Raw genomic sequence first — 26,611 nt, forward strand, 5'->3', positions numbered from 1 at the left:
ATAAGGATCAGATCTTCACGAGTTCGACGCCCTCTTTCGGGGCGGAGGCGATCAATTGCTTGTCGAAGGTTGCGAGTGGAAGCGAAAGCATCACGGCGAGATGCAGGTAGCTCGCATCGTAGATAGTGAGATTATGCCTTTGTGCCAGGGTCAGGATGCCCCCGCGGATTACGGCAGGCTCCATGTCGACGGTTTCGATCGGCAGGGCATGCAGTTTCTCGATCGCGTCGCGGGCTGTCGCGGCGGTGATCTCGTCCTTCGCCCATTTGAAGCGCGCAGCGTTCGCGGTCTCGTATAGCCAGAGCGCGGGCGCGAACGCGCCATATGCGATGATCCGGTCCAGTAGCGCGAGCACGGCGTCATTCTGCTCGTCCGGCGAGATGATCGCCACCGCGCAGGAGCTGTCGAGGATCAAGGCGCTCAACGGCGCCCCATATCGCGCAAGGCGATAATCTCCTCGCGCGGGAACGAGACGCCTTCAGCCCGGAGTTTTTCACGCAGGGCCATGATCTCTTCCCGAATATCCCGCGCACCGGCGGATGCCGGCGCCTGGGAGACGAGTCTGGCCACCGGCTTGCCATGGCGAGTGATCACGACCTCCTCGCCGCGCTCGACGCGGTCGAGGAGTTCGGAGAGCTTGGTCTTGGCCTCGAAGGCGCCGACGGTGATCATGACCGCAATTTAAACTGGTCAACCAGTCGGTTCAAGCGCGGCCCGGAGCACGAGCGCCGGGCCACGTCCCATGATGGCTCAAGCCTCGCCGAACACCCGGCGGAAGATCGTGTCGACGTGCTTGAAGTGGTAGCCCTCGTCGAACATCGCCTCGAGTTCGGCGGCGGAGAGCCGCGCGGTCACGTCCTTGTCGGCCTTGAGATTGGTGAGGAAGTCCTCGCCATGCTCCCAGGTGCGCATCGCATTGCGCTGGACCAGGGTGTAGCTCTCCTCGCGGCTGGCACCGGCCTGGGTCAGCGCGAGCAGGACGCGCTGCGAATTGTGCAGGCCGCCGAGCCGGTCGAGGTTCTTCCTCATGTTCTGCGGGTAGATCAGCAGCTTGTCGACGACGCCGGTGAGGCGGGCGAGCGCGAAGTCGAGCGTCACCGTGGCGTCGGGGCCGATCATGCGCTCGACCGAGGAGTGCGAGATGTCGCGCTCATGCCAGAGGGCGACGTTCTCGAGCGCCGGGGTGACCATGCCGCGCACCAGCCGGGCGAGGCCGGTCAGGTTCTCGGTCAGCACCGGGTTGCGCTTGTGCGGCATCGCCGAGGAACCCTTCTGGCCCGGCGAGAAATACTCCTCGGCCTCGTAGACCTCGGTGCGCTGGAGATGCCGGATCTCGGTCGCGAGGCGCTCGACGCAGGAGGCGACGACGCCGAGCGTGGCGAAGAACATGGCGTGGCGGTCGCGCGGGATCACCTGGGTCGAGACTGGCTCGACGGTCAGGCCCATCTTGGCCGCGACATGCTCCTCCACCTGCGGGTCGATGTTGGCGAAGGTGCCGACGGCGCCGGAGATGGCGCAGGTCGCGATCTCGGCGCGCGCGGCAATGAGCCGGGCGCGGCAGCGGTCAAACTCGGCATAGGCCTGGGCGAGCTTCAGGCCGAAGGTCACCGGCTCGGCGTGGATGCCGTGCGAGCGGCCGATGGTCGGGGTCAGCTTGTGCTCGAAGGCGCGGCGCTTGATGGCGGCGAGCAGCGCGTCGACATCGGCGATCAGGATGTCGGCGGCGCGGGCGAGCTGCACGGCGAGCGTGGTGTCGAGCACGTCCGAGGAGGTCATGCCCTGGTGGACGAAGCGGGCCTCGGGGCCGACGATCTCGGCGAGATGGGTCAGGAAGGCGATGACGTCGTGCTTGGTGACGCGCTCGATCTCGTCGATGCGGGCGACGTCGAAGGTGGCATCCTTCGCCTTGGCCCAGATCGTTGCCGCGGCCTCCTTGGGAACGACGCCGAGCTCGGCGAGTTTATCGGTGGCGTGGGCCTCGATCTCGAACCAGATGCGGAAGCGCGCCTGCGGCTCCCAGATCGCGACCATTTCGGGGCGGGAATAGCGGGGGATCATCGGCGGGCTCGCAACTGGACAGAGGTTTCCTTTCGCGCTCGCTAGCACGTGCGGGCCGCAGACGGAATGCCGGGGACGGCTGCTGACAGCTTCGGACCATCGCCTTGCCTAGCGTCCGCGCCGGCTGGGCGGGGCGCTCTTCCCCCGAGGGCGCCCGCAGACCCAAAGGAGAACGCCGATGTCCTATGTCGATGGTTTCGTCGCGGCCGTGCCGGCCGCCAATCGCGAGGCCTATGCAGAGCATGCCCGCAAGGCCGCGCCGCTGTTCAAGGAATATGGCGCGACGAAAGTCGCCGAATACTGGGGCGACGATGTCCCGCGCGGCAAGCAGACCGATTTCTTCCGCGCCGTCGAGGCGAAGGAGGACGAGGTCGTCGTCTTCTCCTGGGTGGAATGGCCGAGCAAGGCGGCGCGCGATGCCGGCTGGGAAAAGATCATGGCCGATCCGCGCATGCAGCCCGGCGCGAACCCGATGCCCTTCGACGGAAAGCGCCTGATCTATGGCGGCTTCGCGCAGATCGAGCTTTGAACGTCCGACGCTTGGGAGGCTGACTGGAGCACAACGGCCTCATCCTGAGGAGGCCGCGTCAGCGGCCGTCTCGAAGGATGGTCCAGATGGTTCTGGAGCCTCCTGAAGCATCCTTCGAGACGCCAGTCCCCTTGGGAATGGCTCCTCAGGATGAGGGGGGCCGAAGGAAACTAGACCCAGTCGCCGCGAGCCGCTTCCGCCGCCTTGCGGATCGCGGCGATGTTGCCGGCATAGGCCGAGGGGCCGCCCTTGAACACGGCCGAGCCGGCGACCAGCACATTGGCGCCGGCCTTGGCTGCAAGCGGTGCCGTCTCGGGCGTCGCGCCACCATCGATCTCGAGCGCGATCGGCCTCTCGCCGATCAGGGCGCGGATGCGGGCGATCTTGTCGACGACCGAATGGATGAAGCTCTGGCCGCCGAAGCCCGGATTGACCGTCATCAAGAGGATGAGGTCGAGGTCGTCGAGCAGCGGCTCGACGGCGCTCGCCGGCGTGCCGGGATTGAGCACGATGCCGGCCTGCTTGCCCTGCGCCTTGATTGCCTGGATTGTCCGGTGCGGGTGCGGGCCCGCCTCGACATGGAAGGAGATCAGGTCGGCGCCGGCCTTGGCGAAGGCTTCGACATAAGGGTCGACCGGCGCAATCATCAGGTGGACGTCGAAGAACTTCTTCGTGTGCGGCCGGATCGCCTTCAGCACGTCGGGGCCGAAGGTGATGTTGGGCACGAAATGCCCGTCCATCACGTCGCAATGGATCCAGTCGGCCCCGGCTTCGTCGATGGCGCGGACCTCCTCGCCGAGCTTGGAGAAGTCGGCAGAGAGGATGGAGGGGGCGATGCGGATCGTGCTCATGCGGCGGCGTTTAGCCTGTTTCGTGTCCGCACGGAACCACCACTTCGACATTCCGCGGGCCTGAGTGCGGTCGCCGAAGCTCGGTGCTGCTAATCCTCACGCCCGCTTCAGCGGAAACGACAGGCGCCGGTCGGCCTCGGCGATCTCGACCGCAGCCTGGGCGAAGGCGGGCCGCAGCTTCAGCCGCTCGAACCAGCGCGACAGACCATCGAACGGCGCGAGCAAAGGGCCGCCTAGGCGCAGCGAGAACAGCACGCTCATGAACAGGGCGATATCGGCGACCGAGACGGCGTCGCCGAAGAATTCGCGGCCGGCGAGCCGGTCCTCGAGCACCGCATAGTGCTTCTCCAGCGCCTGCTCGGCGATCAGCGCGTCAGCCTCCTGGGCGAAGCGTCTGGTCTGGTCGGTCGCGGGCGGGCTGGTGCGGTGCATAAGCGGCTTCAACGCCTGCAGCATGATCTCGTCGGCATAGAGCTCGTCAAGTCGGCAGCGGGCGCGGGCCCCGGGGCAGAACGGAAAGAGCGGCGGCTCAGGGTAAGCGTCTTCGAGGTATTCGAGGATGACGGTGGAATCGTAGAGCACGATCCCGTCATCGTTCAGCACCGGGACCTGCTGCTTCGGGTTGATCGCGACGACTTCGGGATGCTTGGGGTCGTAGCCCGTCGTCTGGTTGAACGGCACCATGATCCGCTCGAAGGGCAGCGCCTTCTCGCGCAATGCGATCTCGATCTTGCGCGAAAACAGGCTCAGAGGCCCCGAATAGAGGGTGATCATGGTCGTCGCTCCAATCTTTCTTGGAGCGACTGTCCCATTACTTCCGGTCAGGCGGAGTCAGCAGATGTCTCGCGCCGCCTGATCCGTGCCGCGATGCCGCGCAGCAGCCAGGGCAGCAGATAGATCGGGAACTGGGCGAGGGCGAAGAAGAGATAGGTCGTCGGCGGAACCCCGGCACCGAGCGCGGCGACGAGCAGCCCCATGTTCCGCTGTCCGGTGCCGTAGCCGATCATGAAGCGTTCCGAGCGCGGGAAGCGGCGCAGGGCGAGCCAGGCGCTGGCGAGGCCAATCGCCGAGATGAGGAAGGCGACGGCGAGGAAGAGCGCGACCTGGCCCGGCCGTTCCATCGCCGCCCTGGTGACGCCGTCCATCGCGGCGATGGCGAATACGAAGTACATCAGCACGCCGAAACCATCGAGATTGGGCTTGAGCTCGCGGATGCGCGCCGCCCCGAGCCAGCGCCTGATGGCGGCAGCGACCACGATGCCGCCGCCGATGAACAGGACGAGCCGCAAGGTCAGCGCCATCCGGTCGAGCGGGACGGCGGCGCCGGCCAGGAAATCGACAAGCAGCGGCGCGACCAGCGGGCTGACGATGGTCGTGAGGATGACGCCGGCGATGATCAGCGACGGCTCGAAGCCGTAGAGGATCGCAACGGCGGGCGAGGACATGATCGGCGGTGCCGCCCCCATGATCGCGATGCCGAGCAGGAGGCCGGGGTCGAGCGCCTCGCGGCCGAGCAGGACAAGGGCGCCGGCGATCAGCAAGGCGGGGACGAAGAGCAGCCAGAGACAGGTTGCGACGAGCTTTGCCGGCCGACGCACCAGCCCGGCGATCACGCCAAAATCCGCCCGCATGAAAACGACCGTGGTGAAGCAGAAGATCGTGACCGGCAGCAGCGGACGGGCGGCCGCTGAGAACTGCGGCAGGGCCAGGCCGAGGAAGATCGACAATGCGAACCCTTGCGTGCCGTAGCGGCCGAGCAGGGCGAGGGCGGAGGCAAGATAAGCGAGCATTGACGGCCGGGACAGCAGGGCGGGGCGCCACACTGGCCGATCGCCGCGCGCCCGTCATCTCGTGGCGCCGCATTGCCGCGATGCGTGAGGCAGGAAGTTGCGAGATATCGCGCTGTTGGATCGCAGAAATGAATCAAAATTCTCGATAGGCGCAAAAACTACGAAAAATAAGCCGGATATGCGCAAAATTACGCATTCGTGCTGACAGGCCCGGCGCGGGCGTTATTGTTGGCGGCTGGGAAGGGCTGGCGGAGTTGGCGCGATGCGCACGGATACTATCGTTCTCGGGGCGGGAATCGTCGGGATTGCGGTCGCGCTGCACCTGCAAAAGGCGGGCCGCTCGGTGCTCTTGGTCGATCGCGGCCAGCCCGGCGGCGAGACCAGCTACGGCAATGCCGGCCTGATCCAGCGCGAAGGCGTCTATCCCTATGGCTTCCCGCATGATTTCGGGGCGCTGATCCGCTATGCGATGAACAATACCATCGACGCGCATTACCATTGGAACGCGATGCCCAAGCTCGCGCCCTTCCTGTGGTCGTACTGGATGCATTCGCGGGCCTCGCAGCACGAGGCGATCGCGCACAAATATGCGACCCTGATCGAGCATTGCGTCAGCGAGCACGACGCGCTGGCGCAGGAGGCCGGCGCGACCGATCTCCTGCGTCGCAAGGGCTGGATGAAGGTCTTCCGCACGGTGCGCGAGCAGGAGACGCGGCTGGCGGAGGCGGCGCGCTGGAAGCGCGATTACGGCTTGAACCACCGTGCCCTCGACGCGTCGACGTTACGCGCCGAGGAGCCGCATCTCGACCAGAGCCTGATCGGCGGCCTGCAATGGACCGACCCGGTGACGGTGATCGACCCGCTCGGTCTCTCCAAAGCCTATGTCGCATTGTTCGAGAAGCTCGGCGGCCAGCTCGCGCAGGGCGATGCCGGCACGCTCAGCCAGAATGGCGAGCTCTGGAGCGTGGCGCTGGCCAATGGCGGCAAGGCCGAGGCGCGCGACGCCGTGGTGGCGCTCGGCCCCTGGGCCGACGTGCTGACCAACCGGCTCGGCTATCGCCTGCCGCTGGCGGTGAAGCGCGGCTACCACATGCACTACAAGCCGCTGGGCAATGCCGTGCTCAACCACCCCGTGCTCGATACCGAGCGCGGGTATTTCCTGGCGCCGATGCGCCAGGGCGTGCGGCTGACCACCGGGGCCGAGTTCGCCAATCGCGATGCGCCGAAGACGCCGGTGCAGCTTGCCCGGGCCGAGCCGATCGCCAAGACGCTGTTCCCGCTCGGCGAGCGCCTCGATGCCGAGCCCTGGATGGGCTGCCGGCCCTGCACGCCGGACATGATGCCGATCATCGGGCCGGCGCCGAAGCACAAGAACCTCTGGTTCTCCTTCGGCCACGCCCATCACGGCCTGACGCTCGCCGCCGTCACCGGCCGCATGATCGCCGAGATGGTGACGGGACAGAAGGTCTTCGTCGATCCGACGCCCTTCACGGCGGCGCGGTTCGGGTAGCAGCTCTGCCTCTCAAGGCCCTCATCCTGAAGCGCAGCCGAAGGCTGCGTCTCGAAGGATGAGGGCAATAGGGTCGCCGTTCAGCCTTGCGCGCTCGCTGCCGCGCGTCGCCTGCGCAGCAGGAACAGCACGAAGAGCGTCGCGGTGACATACATGATCAGGCTGTAGATGCCCGGCACGACGGCGGCGGCGGGGTTTTTCAGCACGTTCAGCGCGATGTAGATCGCCAGCGCGGCATTGTGGATGCCGATCTCCATGGAGATCGCCACGGCCTGGCTGCGCGGCAGGCGCAAGGCGAGCGGCGCGAGATAGCCCGAGAACATGCTGAGCAGGTTGAAGGCGAGGCAGGCGGTGCCGACCGCGACGAGGCTCGGCAGCAGCGCCTTGCGCTCCATGTAGATCGCGATGGCGATCAGCGCCGCCAGCACCAGGATCGCGAACAGCTTGATCGGCTTCTCGGCCCGCAGGGCGAAGCTCTCGGCCCGGGCGCGCACCAGCATGCCGAGCGTAACCGGAATCAGGATGATGGCGCCGACCTCGATGACCTTGCGGTGCGGCGGCGGCACATATTGCTCCGTTCCCAGGAAGAAGCCGAGCGAGAGGTCGAGCACGATCGGCAGCGTCACCAGGCAGAGCAGGCTGTTGACTGCCGTCAGGGTGATGTTGAGGGCCACATCGCCGCGGGCGAGGTGGCTGTAGATGTTGGCGGTGGCGCCGCCCGGTGCCGCTGCGAGCAGCATCAGCCCGACCGCATGATCGGGCGAGAGCTTGAGCGCCAGCGCGATCGCCAGCGCCCCGAGGGGGAGGATCACGACCTGGAGCGTGAGGCCTGAGCCGACCGCGAGCGGATAGCGCGCGACGCGGCGGAAGTCGTCGAGGGTCAGGCTCAATCCCAGGCCGAACATGATGATGCCGATGGAAAGCGGCAAAAGCAGATCCGTCAGGATCGAAGCCTGCATAATACGTTCCCCCCTTGGCGTTACCGCCTTGAGGTCAGGCTACTACGCAATATCCACGATACGCTACTGATCAATTGTTCCGTTCAAGTCAAACTACACGGAAAAGTGGCGCCCGATGCACGCCGATTCGTTGCGAAACCCTTAATTCTTGTCCGCGAGCTGGAAACCATGCGCGAGCGGGTCGCGATCATCGATGAAGATGGTGTTGTAGCCGGTCATCCTGGCCCAGCCTTCGATCGAGGGAATGATCGCATCATGCGGGCCGACCTTGGCCGCGGCCTCGACCCGGCCGCGGAACAGCGTCCCGATGATGCTCTCATGAACGAAGTCGTCGCCGACCTTGAGCTTGCCCTGTACGGCCCATTGCGCCATGCGCGAGGAGGTGCCGGTGCCGCAGGGCGAGCGGTCGAGCGCCTTGTCGCCGTAGAACACGGCGTTGCGGGCATGGGCGTCCGGCTTGGTCGGAGCCCCCGTCCACAGGATGTGGCTGAGCCCGTTGATCGCCGGGTTCTCCGGATGGATGAACTGGTACTTGGCGTTGAGGGCGGCGCGCAGCTTCGGGCTCCAGCGCAGCAGGTCGGACGGGTTGACCTCGGCGATGTCGCGAATCGCCTTCTGAGGGTCGACGATCGCGTAGAAATTGCCGCCATAGGCGACGTCGACCGTGACCTCGCCGAGGCCTTCGACCTCGGCGCTCAGCCCGGTGGCATGCAGATAGGAGGCGATGTTGGTGATGCGCACGCTGTCGACATAGGGGCCGTTCTGGACATAGGTCGCGGTCACCAGCCCGGCGGGCGTGTCGATCTTCAGCACACCCGGCGTCTTCGGCGTCACCAGCCCGCGCTCGAGCGCCATGGTGACGGTTCCGATCGTGCCGTGGCCGCACATCGGCAGGCAGCCGGATGTCTCGATGAACAGGAGGGCGATGTCGGCATCCGGGCGAGTCGGCGGGTAGAGGATCGCGCCGGACATCATGTCGTGGCCGCGCGGCTCGAACATCAGCCCGGTGCGGATCCAGTCGAACTCGGCGAGGAAATGCGCCCGCTTCTCGACCATGTTGGCGCCTTCGAGCCGCGGGCCGCCGCCGGCGACCAGTCGCACCGGATTGCCGCAGGTGTGGCCGTCGACGCAGAAGAAGGTGTGGGTCGCCATGGCTGATCCTCAGAACGAAACACAGGCCGGGCGCAGGATGGTGCCGACCGATTGCTGGTGGAAGCGGGTCTTGTAGGCCTGGGCGATGGCGGCGAGCCGGGCGCGGCCTTCTGGTTCGTCCTTCAGCGCGATGAGCAGGAGCTTGCTCGGCTCGCGGATCAGCCTGCTGTCGGCGTCGCGATACTGGCCGCTCGCGTCGAGGACGGTCAGCCCGTCCGGAAAGCGTGGCGTCACCTCCTCGTCGATAAAGCGGCGGAAGGCGGCTTCGCTGACGCCGAGACGCTCGCCGATCTTGCGGCCGAAGAGCAGCTCGGCGGTGAGCACCGCCTCCTGGCCGGGACTGCAGGCGAGCGGCGGCAGGGTGGCACAGCTCGCCAGAAGGCCTGCAAGGGCGCCAAGAAAGCCGAGCCGGATCATGGCCTTGGGGCGTCCGGCTGAGGATGTGATTCAGTCGGCTGAGAATCCGATTCAAGTACGGCCCGGCAATGACGGGCGAGATGTGCCGCCGCCTCGCGCGGCGAGAGTGCGCCGACGTCGAGCTCGATCAGCGGCACGCCTTGCGCTCGCAGCAGCCGGTGATCGGCGCGCAGCGAGGCGAGGATGGAAGTATCGGTGAGCTTGCGCTTCTCCGCCCGTCCGGCGGCGGCGAGGCGCTGCGCATTGATCTCGGGGGCGCAGTCGAGAACGACTGCGACGAGACGGGCGCCGCGTCTTTGCGCCAGCTCGCGATACTCGTCGAAGACCGCGCTGTCGAAGGCGTCGTCGGAGATCGCGTCGGTCAGGATCAGCACGCCCGGCTGCATCCGCGCGACATGGTCGAAGATCGCGGTGCGCAGGGCCCTGCGGAGCGAACGGTTGAGCGGGTCGCGGCGCTCGAAAAGCGCCTCGGCCGGGTTGATGATGGTGTGGTTGTCGAGCAGGCGCGCATCCATCAGCCCGGCCAGCTCACGGGCGATGGTCAGCTTGCCGACGCCCGGCCAGCCATTGATGTGGATGATCAGGCCGCCGCTCGCCATCGTCGTTCAGAAGCGCTGCGGGCTGAAATGGCCAAGATCGATCGCCGGCTCCCGCTCGGCGACGAGATCGGCGATCAGGCCTGCCGTCGCGGTCGACTGGGTCATGCCGTAGTGGCCGTGGCCGAAGGCGTAGAGCACGTTGCGGTTCCGGCTCGCCCGGCCGATCACGGGAAGCGAATCCGGCAAAGAGGGGCGGAAACCCATCCAGAGCCGGCCGCTGTCGAAGGCGGGCAGGCCGTCGACCAGCGTCGTCGCCTTGTCGTAGAGCGCCCTGGTGCGGGCATGGTTGGGCGGCGCCTCAAGGCCGCCGAGCTCGACCGCGCCGCCAATGCGCAGGCCGCTTTCGAGCGGGGTCATGACGAAGCCGTCATCCTTGAAACCGACCGGACGGCTGGTCAGGCCGGTGACGCCGGGAAAGCTGACATTGTAGCCGCGCTCGGTCTCGAGCGGGACGCTGTCGCCCATGGCGGCGGCGAGCGGCTTCGACCAGGCGCCGGCGGCGATGACGACGCGGTCGACGACGCGCTGCCAGCCTGCCGGGCCGATCAGGGCAGGGCGCTCGCCCTGCGAGATGTTGCCGACCTCGGCCTTCTCGAAGGTCGCGCCGCGCGCCAGCGCGGTGTCGAAGAGCGCCATGGTGAGGGCGAGCGGGTCGCTGATATGGGCGGCGTCGGGATGGAAGGAGGCGCCGGCGAAGCGGTCCTTCAGGGCCGGCTCCATCTGGCGCAACTCCTGCGGCGCGAGCATGTCGACGGCGATGCCGGCGGCGCGCTGGCGCCGGGCGAGGGCTTCGAGATCGGCCGTGTCACGCGCGTTGCGATAGGCGTAGAGCGCGCCGCGGCGGTGGATGAACCCGGCGATCCCGGCCCTTTCGGCGCGCGCCAGCCAGGCCGGCAGCGCGAGCTGCTGCAGGGCGACGAGCCCGGTGATCGAGCGCTCATAGGCAGCCGGGCGCGCCGCCAGCAGGAAGCGCGCCAGCCAGGGCAGCATTTGCGGGAGATAGCCGAGGCGGATCGCCAGCGGCCCGAGCGGATCGAGCAGGAAGCCCGGCACCTTGCGCAGCATGCCGGGGCTGGCGATCGGCAGGATGTCGGTATGGGCGATGATGCCGGCATTGCCGCGCGAGGGGCCGAAGGCAGGCCCCTCCTTGTCGAGGATCAGGACCTCGTGGCCCTCGTCCAGCAGGGCGTGGGCGGCGGCGACGCCGACGATGCCGGCTCCGACGATCGCGACCTTCATGCGGCGGCAAGCTGCTTCAGGGCGGCGGGCTGCTTCACCTCGATCTCGATGAAGGCGATCGGGTGGGGCGAGCCGTTCATGACGTCATGCTGGATGCCGGCCTGGCGCATATAGGCCTGCCCCTGGGCCAGCGGCACGTCCGTCTCCTTCTGCCCGTCATGGATGCGCAGCGTGCCTTCGACCAGCATGATCACGAAATAGGGCCAGCCATGGCTGTGCCAGCCGGTGACGGCACCGGGCTCGAAATCCCAGCGCGTGATCCGGATCGCTTCGTCATCCTGCTGCAGCGTGGCGACGGCAGGGATGGTGCAGGTGAAAGCCATGTCTTCTCCAATTCGACAACCAGGCTGTATCGCTCTCGCGTGCCGGTCGGCCGGCGCTCGCTGTTCGACCGCCTGAAGTTGGCCCAGCGGCAAGAAGGCGTCGAGATCGTGGCGCGAGGGCCGGCAATGCACCGGGCGCCGTCGTCCCATCGTCCAGCGATCCTCCTTGCGCGCGACGCGCTTTCGGCTGCAGATGGCCGGCAGCCGCCATTTTCGACAGGGTTTCGGGGATTTGATATATCAATGAGGCGAGCAGCGTCAAACCTCGGTGTCCCGCGCGCTGGAGTGTCGATATGAGCCGTTCCGGCGTCGCTCAGGCGGATGGCGAGGAGGGGGGCGAGCGTTCGGTTCCGGCGAGCCTCGCCGATCTCGCCTATGGCCGGCTGGAGGAGGCGATCGTGACGCTGTCGCTGCGGCCGGGCGCGGTCCTGACCGAGGCGCAGATGATCGATCGCGTCGCTCTCGGGCGCACGCCGGTGCGCGAGGCGCTGATCCGCCTGGCGCAGCAGGGCCTGGTCGAGATCCTGCCGCGCAAGGGCATCGCGATCACCGACATCAACGCCATCGACGTGATGGCGGCGCTTGATGCGCGCGAGGTGCTGGAGCGCCTGATCGCCTCAGAGGCGGCGCGCCGGGCCGGGCCGGGCGAGCGCATTGCGATCCTCGGCAAGGCCAAGGCGATGCGGCAGGCGGCCGAAGAGGGCGACGTCGACGCCTATATGCGGCTCGACAAGGAATTCGATGCGCTGATCGCCGCGGCAGCGCGCAGCCCCTATGCGGTGCGGGCGGCCGAGCCGCTGCAGGCGCTGATCCGCCGGGCCTGGTACTTCTTCGAGCGGCAAGACGATCTGGTGCCGGCCGCCGGCTACCATGTCGCTTTGGCTCAGGCTCTGGCCTCAGGCCGGTCGGAGGCGGCACTCGAGGCCTGCGACGCGCTGATGCGCCATCTGCGCGCCGGGCTGCTGGCGACTCTCGGGCGGGAGTGAACGATCGCGAGTCGGGCGTGGGAGTGGCGTGATATATCTATGCTTGCGCCTGACACCTCGCACTTTGCCGGGAGCGATCTGGCCATGGCGCGGCAAAGTCCGTAAATGAGCGGCATGAACGCTTCTTCGCCAGATACGGGCCGATGACCAAAATCCTTGAGGCGGCGATGTCCGCCGCCGTGCCCGAGGCGGCCGCCTTTCGCGATGCGATGGCCGAGGTCGCGAGCGCTGCCCATCTCGTCACCACCAGCGGCCCTTCCGGACGGGCCGGGATGACGGCGACCGCGATTGCCTCGGTGTCCGACGCGCCGCCGACCCTGCTCGCCTGCATCGAGGCCGGTAGCCGTACGCTCGCCGCGATCGAGGCGAGCGGCTTCTTCTGCGTCAACACGCTGTCGGCGCTGGATTACGAGCTTGCCGGAGTGTTCTCCGGCCGCGCCGGCATCTCCGGCGAGGCCCGCTTCGCCAGGGGCGAATGGATCACGCTGGCGACCGGCGCTCCGGTGCTGAAGAGCGCGCTCGTCTCCTTCGACTGCCGGCTGGTCGCAGCCCATCCGGTCGCGACCCACAAGGTCCTGATCGGCGAGGTCGTGGCACTCGGCGGCGGCGGTGCCGGCGAGGGGCTGGTCTATCGCAAGCGCCGCTTCGGCGGCTTCTGAGTTCAGCCCTTCGCCTTCTCCGCCTCGATCTCGGAGATGACGCTCGCGGCTTCCTTGAAGGCGTGGTTGGCGGCGGGCACGCCGGCATAGACGGCGGCCTGGATCAGCAACTCCTTGATGTCCTCCTGCGTCAGCCCGTTGTTGAAGGCGGCGCGGACATGCAGGCGGAACTCGCCCCAGGCACCGAGCGCCACCGTGATCGAGAGCACGATCAGCGAGCGCTCGCGGCGGGTGAGGCCGGGGCGGTTCCAGATGTCGTTCCAGGCGGTGCGGGTGATGAACTCCTGGAAATCCCGGTTGAACTCGGTGACGCCAGCAGTAGCGCGATCGACATGGGCGTCGCCGAGCACGGCGCGGCGGGTCTTCAGGCCGTTCTCGTAGCGGGTCTTCTCGTCCATGGTTCAGCCTTTCAGGAAATCGGTGACGGCCCGGCCGAAGGCCTCGGGCTGTTCGAGATTGGAGAGATGCGCGGCGGCAAGCTCTATGCGCTGCGCGCCGGGGATGGCGTCGGCGATTTCGTAACCGGTCGCCGGCGGGGTCGCCGGATCGCGCGCGCCGATGATCACCAGCACGGGGTTGCGGACGGCGCGGATCGTCTCGCGCTGGTCCATGTCGCGGATCGCGCTGCAGCAATTGGCGTAGCCGAGCGGCGGCGTGGTCGCGAGCATTTCGCTGACCTTGGCGACGGTCGCCTTGGCTTCTTCGCGGAACTCCGGGGTGAACCAGCGCTCCAGCGTCGGCTGCACCAGCACGCTCATGCCCTGAGCGCGGACGGTCGCGATGCGGCCGTCCCAGAGTTCGGGCGGGCCCATCCGGGCGGCGGTGTTGGCCAGCACGACGCGCCCGAGCCGCTCGCCATGATGTGTCGCCAGCCACTGGCCGACCATGCCGCCCTTGGAGAGGCCGCACCAATGCGCCTTGTCGATGCCGAGCGTATCGAGGATGGCGAGCGCGTCATCGGCGAGCATGGCGATGGAATAGGGCTCGTCCGGCGCCGTAGAGAGGCCGTGGCCGCGGCTGTCATAGCGCACGACGCGGAAGTGCTTCGACCATTCCGGGATCTGCGGGTCCCACATCGAAAGATTGGTGCCGAGCGAATTGGAGAGCAGCAGCACGGGCGCGCCCTCATCGCCGTCTATCCTGATATGGAAGTCCTCGCCCCTGACCTTCAGCATCGGCATCGGCGTTCCTCTCCTAGGAATGTGCGGTGCTGATCGCACCATCTTTGGCAATCGAAAGCCGCTTGCCGGCGAGGTCGGCCTGGAGCGCGGCGGGAAGCTTCAGGGCAGGGGGCGTCGGCCAGCCCATCTCGCGGGCTACGACAAGGCCGAGCAGCAGGATCGCATCCGGCTCGGCGATTAGGATCGCGGCGGGCGCCTTGCCGGCATGGACGAGCTCGAGCAGCACGGCCGAGGCGGAGGAGGAGCCGATCGTGCCGGGCAGAGCCAGCACCATGCCGGCGACGCTCTGCCCGCGCTGCGGGTGGCGGGCGTCGATGATCTCGCCGCTGCGTGGGTCGACGCCGCCCCAGAAGCTGATCGGGGCGGTCAGGGCGAGGCAGGGCGCAGTGACCGCGTCGCCCGGCAGCAGCACTTCGGCCCTCACGCCCATGTTCGTCAGGCCCATGTTCTGGGCTCCCTGACGAGCCGGCCGGCGACGGCGCTCTCGACGCATTCGGCGAGCGAGCCATAGGTCACGGCATAGCCGGTATTGCCGGGGGCATAATGGGCGAACTTGCCGGAATTGGTCATCAGCACCCCGCCTTTCAGCTCCGGCAGGATCGGGGTCACCACCACGCAGGTGTCGACGACGAAGACGACGCCCGCCTGTTCGAGGGCGCGGCGCCGGCCCTGTTCCTCCAGCGGCTTCAGGACATGGCGGCCGGTATTGGCATAGAGCGGCCGCGTGAGCTTTCGCCCTGCGAGGCGCCTTTCGAGCGCCTCGATCTCGGCGAGCGAGAGATGCGGCGAGCCGATCGCGACCGCGTCGACCTGGTCCGTGGTGCCGGAGGTGGAGAGCCGCGCCAGCTCGGCCGCGACGTGCTCCGGCGTGACGCACAGCGTGCGTTCCGGGGCAAGCCCGCCGAGCGCGGTCGCAAGGTCAGATGCTTCCGGCGTCATCCCGGCGACATGGAAGAGGCCGACGCCGCCGGCCGAGGCCGCCGCGGCGCCGAGCGCCTTGAGCTTGTCCTCGTCGGCGAGGCCCTGCAGCCCATCGATCACCGCGATCTCGCTGCCGGCCTCGCGGCCGAGCAGGGCGCCGAGCACGGGATAGAACACCTCCGCGCCGCGCAGCGCCTGCGACAGGCCGGAGACATCGATCACCAGCGTCGCGCGCCGGTTCTCCTGTCGGTGCAGCCCGTAGTCGGGGGCGCGTCCAGCGATGGCGCAGGCGATGTCGAGGAAATCGCCATAGCGGTTGGTGCGGGCGCCGAGCACCGAATTGCAGAAGACGACGGCATTGGATTCGCCCCAGGCGACATCCGTGCCCTGCCTCGGCCGATGACCCGCCTGATAGGGCGCGCAGGTCCAGCTCGGCTCGCACCCCATCGCCTCATAGGCGCGCATCATCCGCGCCGCCATGGCGTGCTGGTCCGGCGGCAGGCGCGTCGCGATGCAGCCATGCGGGGTGAGCGCGCCGACATTGAGGGTGGCGCGCACTGCGACGCGGGCCCCGCCCGCGACCAGTCTCTCGGCGAAGAGCGTGCCGGAATCGCCATGGTAGAGCGCGCCGTCGATATGGGCCGAGGCGATCGGGATCAGCCTGGGCGCGCTCATCAGGCGGGCCGCCTCGGCGACGATGCGCATCGCCATGGCTGCGCCGTCGCTCTGCGCGCCGCCCGCGATCGCATGTTCCTCGGCCGAGAGCTCAGGCATTGCCGCTCATGTATTCGCGCTCCTCCTCATAGAGCACGAGGATGCGGTCGATGATGGCGTCGGTGGCGCCGCGATAGGTCGTGGGATCGAAGAGGTCGTCCAGCTCTTCAGGCGAAAGCTTACCGGCGAGTGCCGGGTGATCGGCGAGGACGTCCCTGAGATGGCGGCCGCTGGCGATGCAGTCGCGGCTGGCCTCCTCGAGCAGATGATGGGCTTCGCCACGGCCGATGGTCTGCGCGAGCGCGAGCGAGACGCGTTCGGCCATGACGAGCCCGTTGGTCAGATCGAGATTGTACTGCATCTGCTCCGGAAAGACCTGGAGCCCCTCGATCAGCGTCACGGCCTGGTTCAGCGCCGAGCCGGCGATCAGGAAGAGCTCGCGCAATGTCAGCCATTCCGCGTGCCAGCCGCCCATGGCCCGCTCATGTTCCTGCGGCATCGCGGCGAGCATGGTCGAGACCAGGCCTGGCCCGCGCTTGGCGGCAGCGAGGATCAGCGTGCACAGCACCGGGTTGCGCTTGTGCGGCATCGCCGAGGAGCCGCCCTTGCCGGGCGCTTCCGGTTCGGCCAGCTCGGCGATCTCGGTCTGGGCCATCAGCGCGATATCCCCAGCCATCTTGCCGAGCTGGCCGAGCAACAGGCCGAGCTCGGTCGCGATCATGGCCGGGCGCCGGCGCTCGCTGTGCCAGGGCACGCGCACGGCGCCGATCGAGGACATGTTGCGGGCGAAGGCTTCCGACACCGCATCGGCCTTGTCGCCGAGCGAGGCGAGGCTGCCGGCGGCGCCGCCGAGCTGGTGTGCGGACTTCCCCCAGATCATGAAGTCGTCGTGGAAGGCGATGATCGGGCTTAGCCAGTTGGCGGCCTTGAGCCCGAAGGCGATCGGCACCGCATGCTGGAGGAAGGTGCGGCCGATCATCGGGGTGCGGCGGTGCTCGCGGACCAGCCCGGCGAGTGCGTGGGCGAGACGGGCGGAGCGTTCCAGCAGCAGTTCCCAGGCCGCGCGGTATTGCTGGGCCTGGCCGGAATCGATCACATCCTGGCTGGTGGCGCCGTAATGCACCCATTTCGCGGCGTCCGGGTCGGCCGCGGCGACGCGGGCGGTTAGCGCCTTGACCAGCGGGATGGCCGGATTGCCGGCGAGCGTCGCGGCCTTGCCGATCGCGTAGACATCGTAGAGCCCGGCCTCGCAGGCCTTCGCGATGGCGTCGGCCGCCGCGGCGGGAATGACACCGACCTGCGCCTGCGCCTTGGCGAGCGCCGCCTCGAAATCGAGCATGCCCTGCAGGCTCGCCCGGTCGTCGAACAGGGCAACGAATTCCTGGTCGGCGAAGAGCTCGCCGTAAAGTCCGGTGGGGTCAGCCATGCCGGCCCGCGAGGGTTAGCAGCCTGTGGTTCGGGGCGTGCTTGACGGCGTGCAACCTTAGCCTCCCTCTGTCGCCTCCGGCCTTGGCGAATGCCGGCGTTCCGGTAAAGGAAGAGGCGTTGGTTTCTGGATAGACCCGAGGCGAGGGCGGCCGCAACCTGTTGCGGCGTTGGCCGGGCCAAGAGTATGCGCGCAATAGAATGGGAGTGACGCCATGGCGATGACCATGAACGGAGAGGCGCTGTTGCCGGCCGCCAAGGCGGTCGTCTGGGCAAAGCTCAACGATCCCGAGGTGCTGAAGGCCGCCATTCCCGGCTGCGAGCAGCTCAACAAGGATGACGACACGCATTTCTCGGCCGTGGTCAAGGTCAAGCTCGGTCCGGTCAAGGCGACCTTCAAGGGCAAGGTCGAGTTGCAGGATCTCGACCCGCCGAACGGCTACCGGATCGTCGGCGAGGGCGAGGGCGGCATCGCCGGCTTCGCCAAGGGCGGCGCCAAGGTCACGCTCGAGGATGCCGAGGGCGGCCAGACGCTGCTGCGCTACGAGGTCGATGCGCAGGTCGGCGGCAAGCTGATGCAGCTCGGCTCGCGCCTGATCGATTCGGTCTCGAAGAAGCTGGCCGACGAGTTCTTCGCCAATTTCGCCAAGGCGGTCAGCGAGGGCTGAAGCGGTCTTCGATTTGCTCAGCCCTCATCCTGAGGAGCGCCGCAGGCGCGTCTCGAAGGATGCTCCAGCGATCTCCCGAGCCTCCTGAAACATCCTTCGAGACGCCGCTCACGCGGCTCCTCAGGATGAGGGCTTTGAGGGGGCGTATTTCTGGGAGCTACGAAGCCTTGCGCAGGGCGGCGAGCGCCTCGCTGACCGTCGCCTCGGCGGCGCCGACCTGCTGGGCGATGTCGGCGGCGGCTGCATTGGCGCGGCCGAGCGCCTTCTCGGTCGTCTCCAGGCTGTCATTGACGCGGTTGGCGCTGCCGATCGCCTCGTCGGAGCTGCTGGCGACATCGGCGGCATCGCGCGAAATGCCGGTGGTGACGTAGCTCTGCTGGGCGACGGCCTCCGAGATCGCCTCGGAATCGGCCTTGATCTCGCCGATCGTCATGCCGATCGAGGCGGCCCTCTCGCTGCAGGCCGCGGCACTGGCGGTGAGCTGGGCAATCTGGCTGGAAATGTCCTGCGTCGCGTTCGCGGTCTGGGTCGCCAGCGTCTTCACCTCGGCGGCGACGACGGCGAAGCCGCGGCCCGACTCGCCGGCGCGCGCAGCCTCGATCGTGGCGTTGAGCGCCAGAAGGTTGGTCTGTGCGGCGATGTCGGCGATCATGCCGACGACGGTGCCGATATTGCCGGTGACCTCGCGCAGCTTGGCGATCGCCTCGTTCATCGCGCTGGCATCCGCCACGGCGCGGTTGGCGATCTCGAGGCTCTGGCGGGCGCGCTGGCCGATCTCGGCGATGTTGACCGCCATCTCCTCGGAGGCTGCGGCGGTCTGCATCGCCTTCTCGCGGACCAGCATCGAGGTTCGGGCGACTGAGCCGACCTGGCTCTTGATGAAGCTGCTTGCCTCGGCGGTCTCGCTGGCGGTCGCCATGAACTGTTCGACGGCGCCGCTGATCCTTGTGTCGAGCTTGCCGATCCGCGAGGTCAGCGTGGCCGCGACCTCGTCGAGCGTCACGCCACGGCGCTGCGCCTCGGCCGCCTCGAACTCGCGGTCGAGCGACATCGCGGTGTTGACGTCGTAGGTCAGCACCCGCTCGATGATGAAGAGATCGCGCGGGATGTCGCGGCGCGAGAAGACGAGCCTTGTCCGGCTCTCCTCCAGGAAGATCCGGAACAGGGTGAAGGCGATCGAGGCGCGGGCACGGGCCCCGACGCCGGCGCGGCGCTCCAGCACGGTCAGCCGCTCGAGCGAGTCGCAATAGCGCTGGTCGAAATCGCCGTCGAAGGTCAGGCGGAAATGATCGGCCTCGGCGAGGTAGAGTTCCGCCGAGAGCGGCTCGACGCCTTCGCGCAGGCGTGGATGGATCGAGAACGCGCGGTCGAAGTCCTCCTCGACGACCTTGCCGATGACGCGCTCGACGATGTCGCGATAGCGGCGCAGGCGCTTGCGCTGCGCCTCATCGTAGCCGATCGCGCCGAGCCGGCGCTGGACGTGATCGAGAAGCGTAGCCAATGGCACGATCCGTGATGGCGACGATCTCAGGTCGTCGTTCGACAGCTGATCCTGCGCAGGCGAGGTTAAGAAACTCCAAAAACAGCCGCTCTAACCGAGTTTGCGAGGGGAATTCCGCGATAGGGCCCAAACGACGTGAAAACGTCGCGAAAACGGGGCTCCCGGCGACCCGTCTCCCGCTTGACCGCGGAAAATCCCGGGTCCACATTCAATTTGAAGTTGTTCCAAGGAAAAATCGTCTTCGGTGCAGACGCGCCGGAAACGCGAATGGGCCGGCGGTCGAGTTGTCTTCCGCCAGGCTGCGAAAACAGGCTTCTGGAGGGAGTGCCCCATGGCCAACGTGACCATGACGGTGAACGGCAAAGCCGTCACCGCGAATGTCGATCCGCGCACCCTCCTGGTGCAGTTCCTGCGAGAACATCTTCGGCTGACCGGCACGCATGTCGGCTGCGACACCAGCCAGTGCGGCGCCTGCGTCGTGCATCTCGACGGCAAGGCGGTGAAATCCTGCACCACGCTCGCGCTCGCCTGCGAAGGCGCGTCGGTCACCACTATCGAAGGGCTCGCCAGCGGCGGCGCGCTGCACCCGATGCAGGAGGCATTCCGCGAGCATCACGGCCTCCAGTGCGGCTTCTGCACGCCGGGCATGATCATGTCGGCGGTCGACATGGTGAACCGCCGCGGCCACGCGCTCGACGAGAAGACGATCCGCGAGGATCTCGACGGCAATATCTGCCGCTGCACCGGCTATCACAACATCGTCAAGGCGGTCGCTGCCGGCGCCGAGGCGATGGGCAAGGGTGCCGCGCCGGTTCGCCAGGCTGCCGAGTAACGGTTTCCGGAAGGCCGGGACCGGCAGGACCGGCGCGGCCTTCTTCCAATGCGATCCCCGAAACATGCTGAGAGCGCCCGCCAAGAGGCGCCACGCCAGGAGGAATCCATGTCCGCCACCGGAATCGGCGCTCCCGTCCGCCGCAAGGAAGATCATCGCTTCATCACCGGCCAGGGCCGCTATACCGACGACATCAACCGGCCGGGCCAAGCCCATGCCTATTTCCTGCGCTCGCCGCACGCGCATGCGACGCTGAAGAAGATCGACACGAAAGCCGCCGCGGCGATGCCGGGCGTGCTCGGCATCTTCACCGGCGACGACCTCGCCGCCGACAAGATCGGCGGGCTGATCTGCGGCTGGATGATCCACAACAAGGACGGCTCGCCGATGAAGGCCGGGCCGCATCCGGCACTGGCGCAAGGCAAGGTCCGCTATGTCGGCGACCATGTCGCGGTCGTGGTGGCCGAGACGCTGGCGCAGGCGCGCGATGCGGCCGAGGCGATCGAAGTCGACTATGGCGTGCTGCCGGCGGTGGTCGACACCGCGACGGCGGCGCAGGCCAAGACACAGCTCCATGCCGAGGCGCCGGGCAACACGGTGTTCAACTGGCATCTAGGCGACAAGGACGCGACCGAGAAGGCCTTCAAGGCCGCCAAGCATGTGACGAAGCTCGATCTCGTCAACAACCGGCTGGTGCCGAATGCGATGGAGCCGCGCGCCGCGGTCGGCGATTACGACCAGGGCGAGGGCGCCTTCACGCTCTACACCACCAGCCAGAACCCGCATGTCGCGCGGCTCGTGCTCTCGGCCTTCATCGGCATCGCGCCGGAGAACAAGCTGCGAGTCATCGCGCCGGATGTCGGCGGCGGCTTCGGCTCGAAGATCTTCATCTATGCCGAGGAGACGGTCTGCGTCTGGGCGGCGAAGAAGGTCGGCCGTCCCGTGAAATGGACCTCGGATCGCACCGAGGCCTTCCTTTCCGACGCGCATGGCCGCGACCACGTCACCCATGCCGAACTTGCGACCGACGCCGAGGGCAAGATCCTCGGCATGAGGGTCAAGACGACGGCCAATCTCGGCGCCTATCTCTCGACCTTCTCCTCCTCGGTGCCGACCTATCTCTACGCGCCGCTGCTCTCGGGTCAGTACGACATCCCGGCAATCTATTGCGAGGTCGACGCGGTCTACACCAACACCGCGCCGGTCGACGCCTATCGCGGCGCCGGGCGGCCGGAGGCGACCTTTGTGGTCGAGCGCCTGATCGAGGTCACGGCGCGTCAGCTCGGCAAGGACCCGGCCAAGTTCCGGATGCAGAACTACATCAAGAAGTTCCCGCATCAGACGCCGGTGATCATGATGTACGACACCGGCAATTACGGCGCCTCGATGAAGAAGGCGCTGGAGCTGATCGACTATAAGGGTTTTGCCAAGCGCAAGCGCGATTCCGGCCGCAACGGCAAGCTGCGCGGCATCGGCTTCTCCTCCTATATCGAGGCCTGCGGCATCGCGCCTTCGGCGGCGGTCGGCTCGCTCGGCGCCGGCGTCGGCCTGTGGGAATCGGCGGAAGTCAGGGTCAATCCGATCGGCACGATCGAGGTGCTGACCGGCTCGCACAGCCACGGCCAGGGTCATGAGACGACCTTCGCCCAGCTCGTCTCCGATCGGCTTGGCGTGCCGCTGGAAAACGTCTCGATCGTCCATGGCGACACCGACAAGGTCCAGATGGGCATGGGCACCTATGGCTCGCGCTCCGGCGCCGTCGGCATGTCGGCGATCGCCAAGGCGCTCGACAAGGTGATCGCCAAGGGCAAGAAGGTCGCCGCCTATGTGCTGGAGGCCGACGAGGCCGATATCGACTTCAAGGACGGCAATTTCCTGGTCAAGGGCACCGACCGGAAGCTCGATTTCGGCTCCTGTGCGCTGCAGGCCTATGTCGCGCATAAGTTCAACGGCCAGGATCTCGAGCCGGGGCTGAAGGAAGGGGCGTTCTACGACCCGACCAATTTCACCTTCCCGGCCGGCGTCCATATCTGCGAGCTCGAGATCGATCCCGATACCGGCGTGACCCGGATCGAGCGCTGGGCTGCGGTCGATGATTTCGGCAACGTCATCAACCCGATGATCGTCGAGGGGCAGGTCCATGGCGGCATCGCCCAGGGCGTCGGCCAGGCGCTGCTCGAAGGCGCCCGCTACAATGCCGATGGCCAGCTCGTGACCGCGAGCTTCATGGATTACTGCATGCCGCGGGCCGACGATCTGCCGTCCTTCCAGGTTGGCATGACGGTGACGCCGTGCCCGTCCAACCCGCTTGGCATCAAGGGTTGCGGCGAGGCGGGTGCCATCGCCTCGCCCCCCGCCGTGATCAACGCCATCACCGACGCGCTCGGCCATGAGGACATCGCCATGCCGGCGACGCCGCAGGCGGTCTGGCGCGCGGCGCAGAAGACGCTTTCTAGGATGGCTGCTGAATAATCTCGCGGTCATCCCGGACAAGCCGCGAAGCGGCGCCGATCCGGGATCCATTCCTGAACGGTTCAGGCATGGATCCCGGCTCTCCGCTTCGCTCCGGCCGGGATGACGCCCACGAAATTCAATAGGGGATCATACCCATGTACGCTTTCACCTATCACCGCCCGACCAGCGCCCGGCAGGCCGCCGGCCTGCTCGCCAAGAAGGAAGACGCCAAGCTGCTCGCCGGCGGGCACACCCTGCTGCCGACGATGAAGCAGCGCCTGGCTTCGCCCGCCGCGCTGGTCGATCTCTCCTCCTGTGCCGACCTCAAGGGCATCGCCCGCAAGGGCCGCAATGTCGTGATCGGCGCGATGACCACCCATGCCGAGGTCGCGGCCTCGCCGGATGTGCAGGAGGCGATTCCCGCACTGGCTTACCTCGCCAGCCATATCGGCGATCCGCATGTGCGCCATCGCGGCACGATCGGCGGCTCTGTCGCCAACAACGATCCGGCGGCCGATTATCCCGCTGCGCTGCTGGCGCTCGGCGCCACGATCGTCACCAACCAGCGCAAGCTTAGTGCGGCCGAGTTCTTCACCGGGCTCTACGAGACCGCGCTGGAGGAGGGCGAGATCATCACCAAGGTCTCGTTCCCGCTGGCGTCGAAGGCGGGCTACGCCAAGTTCCGCAATCCGGCCTCGCGCTATGCGCTGGTCGGCGTCTTCGTCGCCAAGCGCGGCAGCGAGATCGCGGTCGCTGTCACCGGGGCGGGCGAGGGCGGCGTCTTCCGCTGGCCGGAGGCGGAGGCGGCGCTGAAGGCGCGCTTCACCGCGAAATCGCTCGACGGGCTGAAGCATCCCGCCAAGGGCATCAATGCCGACATGCATGCCGATGCCGAATACCGCGCCCATCTGATCGGCGTGATGGCGAAGCAGGCGGTGGCACAGGCGACCGGGAAGGCGTGAGCGGGCCAGCCGCTCCCTTCTCCCCTTGCGGGAGAAGGTGGCCCGAAGGGCCGGATGAGGGGGCGCGCAGGTTTACCCGTCATGCTCGCCCTTGTGGCGAGCATCCATGTCTTGAACACGGCGCTCGATCAGTGAAGTGAAGACGTGGATGGTCGGGACAAGCCCGACCAGGACGACGATGCGTCGCGCGATCCCTCACGCCAAACCTCTCCCGCAGGGGGAGAGGGCGCAACTCGCGGATCGTCTTTCGGGCGGCGTCAACTCAATAAAAGAACCGCTCCTCGACGATCTTGCCGTTCTTCACCGTGTAGAGGCCGACCTCGTGCATCTTGCGGCGTTCGCCGCTCTCCTTGACGGTGACGTCGAAGTAGAAGGTCACGGCGAACTGCTCGCCGTTGAGGTACGGGCCTTCGGTGGTGAAGTCGTGCAGTTCGTGATTGGCGACCCACCACTCGCCCTTCTGCCGGACCGCGTCCTTGCCGCGGCAGACTTCCATCGGGCCCGGCATGTTCTCGTAGCTGACGATGTCGTCGGCGTTGTAGGCGCTCGCGGCCTGCTCGTGCCGGCCATCCTTGAGCAGGGCGACGAAGTCGGTGGCGAGTTCTGCGATGCTGGTCATTGTCTTTCCTCCGCCCGCGATCCTGCAGAGCTTCGGGCCAGAAGCTGTCAGCAGGATGACCTAGCGCGAGTCCTCAATGCAGGTCGCGCGTGTAGACGAATTTCGGCATGCTCCAGTTGAAGCGCAGCGCCATGATCCGCAGCACCAGCCCGACGGCCATTGCGAGGATGGTGACGAGGTCGTGCGGCAGCTCGACCCTGAGGCCGCCGACATAGATCAGCCCGGTGATGACCGAGACCGTCGCATAGAGCTCGCTGCGGAAGAGCAGGGGAATGTCGGCGCAGAGCATGTCGCGCAGCACGCCGCCGACGCAGCCGGTGATCAGCCCGGCGGTGATCACGATGATGAAGGGCTGATGCATCTCCAGCGCCACATTGCAGCCGATCACGGTGAAGAGCACGAGGCCGACAGCGTCGAGCAGAAGGAAGATCTTGCGCAGCCGGTACATGAAGCGGGCGATGAAGATGGTGAAGAGGGCCGCGGCCACCGTGATCAGCAGGTAGTGTGGATTCTTGATCCAGCTCAGCGGGTAGTGGCCGAGCAGCATGTCGCGCACCGAGCCGCCGCCGAGCGCGGTGATGCTGCCGAGCATGCAGACGCCGACCCAGTCCATGCTGCGGCGGCCGGCCGCCAATGCAGCCGACATGGCTTCGACGATGATCGCGACGATGTACATTGCGCCGAGCACGCCGGAATCTCCGCTCGCTATCCTTGAAGTCCCTTAGGGACTAAGGATCGTGACAGGTCAAACCGGCCTTGCGAGACTGGTGCCGCTTCGACATCTGCCAAGACCGGGACCTCATGAAGCCTTCGCTGCCGACTTCCATCGACGAAACCCTGACTTTGCTGCAGGCGCAGGGCTATGTCGCCGACCGGGCCCTGGCGACGGTGCTGTTCCTGGCGCTCAGGATGAAGCGACCGCTGCTGCTCGAAGGCGAGGCCGGCACCGGCAAGACCGAGATCGCCAAGGTGCTGGCTGCCGGGCTCGGGCGCCGGCTGATCCGCCTGCAATGCTATGAGGGGCTCGATCTCGCCTCGGCCGTCTACGAGTGGAACTATGCCGGGCAGATGATGGCGATCCGCCTCGCCGAGGCCGGCGGCCTCGCGGGCGATCGCGAGCGGCTGGAGAGTGACCTGTTCTCCGAGCGCTATCTCGTCAAGCGTCCGCTCCTGCAGGCGCTGGAGCCGCAGGAGGGCGGCGCGCCGATCCTGCTGATCGACGAGCTCGACCGCACCGACGAGGCCTTCGAGGCCTTCCTTCTGGAAGTGCTGGCCGATGCGCAGGTCACGATTCCCGAGCTGGGCACGGTCAAGGCGGCCGAGCCGCCGATCGTGATCCTGACCTCGAACCGGACCCGCGAGATCCATGACGCGCTGAAGCGCCGCTGCCTCTACCACTGGGTCGGCTATCCAGACGCCGCTCGCGAGCTCGCCATCCTGAAGGCGAAGGCGCCTGCCGCGCCGGCCAAACTGGCGAAGCAGGTCGTCTCCTTCGTGCAGGCGATCCGCAAGGAGGAGCTGTTCAAGGCGCCGGGCGTCGCAGAGACGCTGGACTGGGCGAGTGCCCTCGTCGAGCTCGATGCGGTGGCGCTCGATCCCGCGATCGTCTCCGACACACTCGGCGCGCTGTTGAAGTACCAGGACGACATCCAGGCGATGCAGGGCTCGAAGGTCGGCGAACTGCTCGACCAGGCGAAACAGGCGGCGCGGGGGTAATGCATCGTCATGGTCGGCCTTGTGCCGGCCATCCACGTCTTTCCCTGCATCCGCGCCGCCAGACGTGGATGCTCGGGACAAGCCCGAGCATGACGGAGTGAGCGATGAACGACGACATCAAGGCGATCGAGGCTGCGACCTGGACCTATCTCGACGGGCTCTATGAGGGCGATGTCGAAAAGCTCGCCTCGGTCTTCCATCCGACCAGCGCGCTGACCCAGTCGCTCGACGGCGAATTGAAGGTCGTGCCGCGCGAAAACTGGTTCGAGGCGGTGCGTGGCCGCAAATCGCCGAAGGAGGCCGGGCTCGAGCGCGGAGACCATGTGCTGGCGATCGACCTCGTCGGGCCGTCCATGGCGCTGGTCAAGGTCAAGTGCCAGATGCCGCCGCGCTATTTCACCGACCTGCTCTCCTTCCTCAAGGTCGACGGCAAATGGGTCGTGGCGCAGAAGGTGTTCATGACCGAGACGGGGAAGTGAAGGTCACCGCCGGAATGAGAGGCGCGGGGAACCCCTCTCCCGGGTGGGAGAGGGGCAGGGGTGAGGG

30 protein-coding genes are annotated in these 26,611 nt (G+C 67.2%); 10 read left to right on the forward strand and 20 right to left on the reverse strand.

Annotated elements, in window-relative coordinates; translation table 11 throughout:
• Positions 1-7: 7 nt before the first annotated feature.
• The 3 genes from DK26_RS00165 to purB all read right to left on the reverse strand — a co-directional run bounded on the left by DK26_RS00165 (position 8) and on the right by purB (position 2,058).
• Positions 8-424, reverse strand: a complete 417-nt coding sequence (locus tag DK26_RS00165; RefSeq protein WP_066467140.1) for a type II toxin-antitoxin system VapC family toxin — start codon at positions 422-424, stop codon at positions 8-10.
• Positions 421-672, reverse strand: a complete 252-nt coding sequence (locus DK26_RS00170) for a type II toxin-antitoxin system prevent-host-death family antitoxin (protein WP_066467142.1) — start codon at positions 670-672, stop codon at positions 421-423. Before DK26_RS00170 ends, DK26_RS00165 begins: the two co-directional genes overlap by 4 nt.
• 78 nt (positions 673-750) lie before the next feature.
• Positions 751-2,058, reverse strand: coding sequence for an adenylosuccinate lyase (gene purB, locus DK26_RS00175; RefSeq protein ID WP_066467144.1), 1,308 nt, complete (start codon positions 2,056-2,058; stop codon positions 751-753).
• A 178-nt stretch (positions 2,059-2,236) separates the two neighbouring features.
• Between purB and DK26_RS00180 the strand changes: the two genes are divergently transcribed.
• The gene (locus DK26_RS00180) at positions 2,237-2,587 is read left to right on the forward strand and encodes a DUF1428 domain-containing protein (protein ID WP_066467149.1); all 351 of its coding nucleotides are present in this window, start codon (positions 2,237-2,239) and stop codon (positions 2,585-2,587) included.
• A 170-nt stretch (positions 2,588-2,757) separates the two neighbouring features.
• On the opposite strand, the gene rpe is transcribed toward DK26_RS00180, so the two are convergent.
• From rpe to DK26_RS00195, 3 genes are all read right to left on the reverse strand, one after another.
• Positions 2,758-3,438: a ribulose-phosphate 3-epimerase gene (rpe, locus tag DK26_RS00185; protein WP_066467151.1), complete on the reverse strand. Its 681-nt coding sequence runs from the start codon at positions 3,436-3,438 to the stop codon at positions 2,758-2,760.
• A gap of 96 nt (positions 3,439-3,534) precedes the next feature.
• The gene (locus DK26_RS00190) at positions 3,535-4,212 is read right to left on the reverse strand and encodes a glutathione S-transferase family protein (protein WP_210312444.1); all 678 of its coding nucleotides are present in this window, start codon (positions 4,210-4,212) and stop codon (positions 3,535-3,537) included.
• A gap of 47 nt (positions 4,213-4,259) precedes the next feature.
• Positions 4,260-5,228 carry a hypothetical protein gene (locus tag DK26_RS00195; RefSeq protein ID WP_066467154.1) on the reverse strand — a complete coding sequence of 323 codons (969 nt, stop codon included), beginning with the start codon at positions 5,226-5,228 and terminating at the stop codon, positions 4,260-4,262.
• A 262-nt stretch (positions 5,229-5,490) separates the two neighbouring features.
• Between DK26_RS00195 and DK26_RS00200 the strand changes: the two genes are divergently transcribed.
• Positions 5,491-6,738: an FAD-binding oxidoreductase gene (locus tag DK26_RS00200; protein ID WP_066467155.1), complete on the forward strand. Its 1,248-nt coding sequence runs from the start codon at positions 5,491-5,493 to the stop codon at positions 6,736-6,738.
• Between the two features lie 80 nt (positions 6,739-6,818).
• Here DK26_RS00200 and DK26_RS00205 read toward each other — a convergent pair whose 3' ends face one another.
• The 6 genes from DK26_RS00205 to DK26_RS00230 all read right to left on the reverse strand — a co-directional run bounded on the left by DK26_RS00205 (position 6,819) and on the right by DK26_RS00230 (position 11,427).
• Positions 6,819-7,697, reverse strand: a complete 879-nt coding sequence (locus DK26_RS00205; protein WP_066467156.1) for a bile acid:sodium symporter family protein — start codon at positions 7,695-7,697, stop codon at positions 6,819-6,821.
• Between the two features lie 141 nt (positions 7,698-7,838).
• Positions 7,839-8,849, reverse strand: a complete 1,011-nt coding sequence (locus DK26_RS00210; RefSeq protein WP_066467158.1) for a 4-hydroxyproline epimerase — start codon at positions 8,847-8,849, stop codon at positions 7,839-7,841.
• A 9-nt stretch (positions 8,850-8,858) separates the two neighbouring features.
• Positions 8,859-9,266, reverse strand: coding sequence for a DUF3574 domain-containing protein (locus DK26_RS00215; protein ID WP_066467163.1), 408 nt, complete (start codon positions 9,264-9,266; stop codon positions 8,859-8,861).
• Positions 9,263-9,865 (reverse strand): AAA family ATPase, encoded by a 603-nt coding sequence (locus DK26_RS00220; RefSeq protein WP_083532860.1) that lies wholly within the window; start codon positions 9,863-9,865, stop codon positions 9,263-9,265. The genes DK26_RS00215 and DK26_RS00220 overlap by 4 nt, the downstream gene beginning before the upstream one ends.
• 6 nt (positions 9,866-9,871) lie before the next feature.
• Positions 9,872-11,104, reverse strand: a complete 1,233-nt coding sequence (locus DK26_RS00225) for an FAD-dependent oxidoreductase (protein WP_066467164.1) — start codon at positions 11,102-11,104, stop codon at positions 9,872-9,874.
• Complete coding sequence (locus tag DK26_RS00230) at positions 11,101-11,427, reverse strand: cupin domain-containing protein (protein ID WP_066467166.1); 327 nt, start codon at positions 11,425-11,427, stop codon at positions 11,101-11,103. Before DK26_RS00230 ends, DK26_RS00225 begins: the two co-directional genes overlap by 4 nt.
• 293 nt (positions 11,428-11,720) lie before the next feature.
• Between DK26_RS00230 and DK26_RS00235 the strand changes: the two genes are divergently transcribed.
• Together DK26_RS00235 and DK26_RS00240 are read left to right on the forward strand one after the other, a co-directional pair.
• Positions 11,721-12,413 (forward strand): GntR family transcriptional regulator, encoded by a 693-nt coding sequence (locus tag DK26_RS00235; RefSeq protein ID WP_066467167.1) that lies wholly within the window; start codon positions 11,721-11,723, stop codon positions 12,411-12,413.
• Positions 12,414-12,556: 143 nt separating this feature from the next.
• Positions 12,557-13,072, forward strand: coding sequence for a flavin reductase (locus DK26_RS00240; protein WP_083532861.1), 516 nt, complete (start codon positions 12,557-12,559; stop codon positions 13,070-13,072).
• Positions 13,073-13,074: 2 nt separating this feature from the next.
• Here DK26_RS00240 and pcaC read toward each other — a convergent pair whose 3' ends face one another.
• From pcaC to pcaB, 5 genes are read right to left on the reverse strand one after another with little or no spacing between them, the layout of a single operon-like run.
• Positions 13,075-13,470, reverse strand: coding sequence for a 4-carboxymuconolactone decarboxylase (pcaC, locus tag DK26_RS00245; RefSeq protein ID WP_066467169.1), 396 nt, complete (start codon positions 13,468-13,470; stop codon positions 13,075-13,077).
• A 3-nt stretch (positions 13,471-13,473) separates the two neighbouring features.
• Positions 13,474-14,253: a 3-oxoadipate enol-lactonase gene (gene pcaD / locus DK26_RS00250; RefSeq protein WP_066467171.1), complete on the reverse strand. Its 780-nt coding sequence runs from the start codon at positions 14,251-14,253 to the stop codon at positions 13,474-13,476.
• 13 nt (positions 14,254-14,266) lie between these two features.
• Positions 14,267-14,683, reverse strand: a complete 417-nt coding sequence (locus DK26_RS00255; protein ID WP_066467393.1) for a DUF126 domain-containing protein — start codon at positions 14,681-14,683, stop codon at positions 14,267-14,269.
• Between the two features lie 5 nt (positions 14,684-14,688).
• Positions 14,689-15,948, reverse strand: a complete 1,260-nt coding sequence (locus tag DK26_RS00260) for an aconitase X catalytic domain-containing protein (protein WP_083532862.1) — start codon at positions 15,946-15,948, stop codon at positions 14,689-14,691.
• Positions 15,941-17,314, reverse strand: coding sequence for a 3-carboxy-cis,cis-muconate cycloisomerase (gene pcaB, locus DK26_RS00265; RefSeq protein WP_066467172.1), 1,374 nt, complete (start codon positions 17,312-17,314; stop codon positions 15,941-15,943). Before pcaB ends, DK26_RS00260 begins: the two co-directional genes overlap by 8 nt.
• A 214-nt stretch (positions 17,315-17,528) precedes the next feature.
• Between pcaB and DK26_RS00270 the strand changes: the two genes are divergently transcribed.
• Positions 17,529-17,981 (forward strand): carbon monoxide dehydrogenase subunit G, encoded by a 453-nt coding sequence (locus DK26_RS00270; protein ID WP_066467177.1) that lies wholly within the window; start codon positions 17,529-17,531, stop codon positions 17,979-17,981.
• A gap of 157 nt (positions 17,982-18,138) precedes the next feature.
• Here the strand turns inward: DK26_RS00270 and DK26_RS28795 are convergent, their stop codons facing one another.
• Complete coding sequence (locus DK26_RS28795) at positions 18,139-19,482, reverse strand: methyl-accepting chemotaxis protein (protein WP_066467179.1); 1,344 nt, start codon at positions 19,480-19,482, stop codon at positions 18,139-18,141.
• Positions 19,483-19,813: 331 nt separating this feature from the next.
• On the opposite strand from DK26_RS28795, the gene DK26_RS00280 reads away from it, so the two are divergent.
• The 3 genes from DK26_RS00280 to DK26_RS00290 all read left to right on the forward strand — a co-directional run bounded on the left by DK26_RS00280 (position 19,814) and on the right by DK26_RS00290 (position 23,730).
• Positions 19,814-20,314, forward strand: a complete 501-nt coding sequence (locus DK26_RS00280; protein WP_066467181.1) for a (2Fe-2S)-binding protein — start codon at positions 19,814-19,816, stop codon at positions 20,312-20,314.
• Between the two features lie 108 nt (positions 20,315-20,422).
• Complete coding sequence (locus DK26_RS00285; RefSeq protein WP_066467183.1) at positions 20,423-22,786, forward strand: xanthine dehydrogenase family protein molybdopterin-binding subunit; 2,364 nt, start codon at positions 20,423-20,425, stop codon at positions 22,784-22,786.
• A gap of 137 nt (positions 22,787-22,923) precedes the next feature.
• Positions 22,924-23,730, forward strand: a complete 807-nt coding sequence (locus tag DK26_RS00290; RefSeq protein WP_066467185.1) for a xanthine dehydrogenase family protein subunit M — start codon at positions 22,924-22,926, stop codon at positions 23,728-23,730.
• Between the two features lie 262 nt (positions 23,731-23,992).
• Here DK26_RS00290 and DK26_RS00295 read toward each other — a convergent pair whose 3' ends face one another.
• Together DK26_RS00295 and DK26_RS00300 are read right to left on the reverse strand one after the other, a co-directional pair.
• Entirely contained in the window at positions 23,993-24,349 is a 357-nt protein-coding gene (locus DK26_RS00295) for a nuclear transport factor 2 family protein (protein ID WP_066467187.1), read from the reverse strand.
• Between the two features lie 73 nt (positions 24,350-24,422).
• Positions 24,423-25,025 carry a trimeric intracellular cation channel family protein gene (locus tag DK26_RS00300; protein ID WP_066467188.1) on the reverse strand — a complete coding sequence of 201 codons (603 nt, stop codon included), beginning with the start codon at positions 25,023-25,025 and terminating at the stop codon, positions 24,423-24,425.
• Positions 25,026-25,150: 125 nt separating this feature from the next.
• Here DK26_RS00300 and DK26_RS00305 point away from each other — a divergent pair, with 125 nt between their 5' ends.
• Both DK26_RS00305 and DK26_RS00310 read left to right on the forward strand, forming a co-directional pair.
• Positions 25,151-26,065, forward strand: coding sequence for a MoxR family ATPase (locus DK26_RS00305; protein ID WP_066467189.1), 915 nt, complete (start codon positions 25,151-25,153; stop codon positions 26,063-26,065).
• 104 nt (positions 26,066-26,169) lie between these two features.
• The gene (locus DK26_RS00310; RefSeq protein WP_066467190.1) at positions 26,170-26,544 is read left to right on the forward strand and encodes a nuclear transport factor 2 family protein; all 375 of its coding nucleotides are present in this window, start codon (positions 26,170-26,172) and stop codon (positions 26,542-26,544) included.
• Positions 26,545-26,611 lie beyond the last annotated feature (67 nt).

The sequence above is a fragment of the Allobosea sp. WAO genome, assembly GCF_001509835.1.
Classification (GTDB): domain Bacteria; phylum Pseudomonadota; class Alphaproteobacteria; order Rhizobiales; family Beijerinckiaceae; genus Allobosea.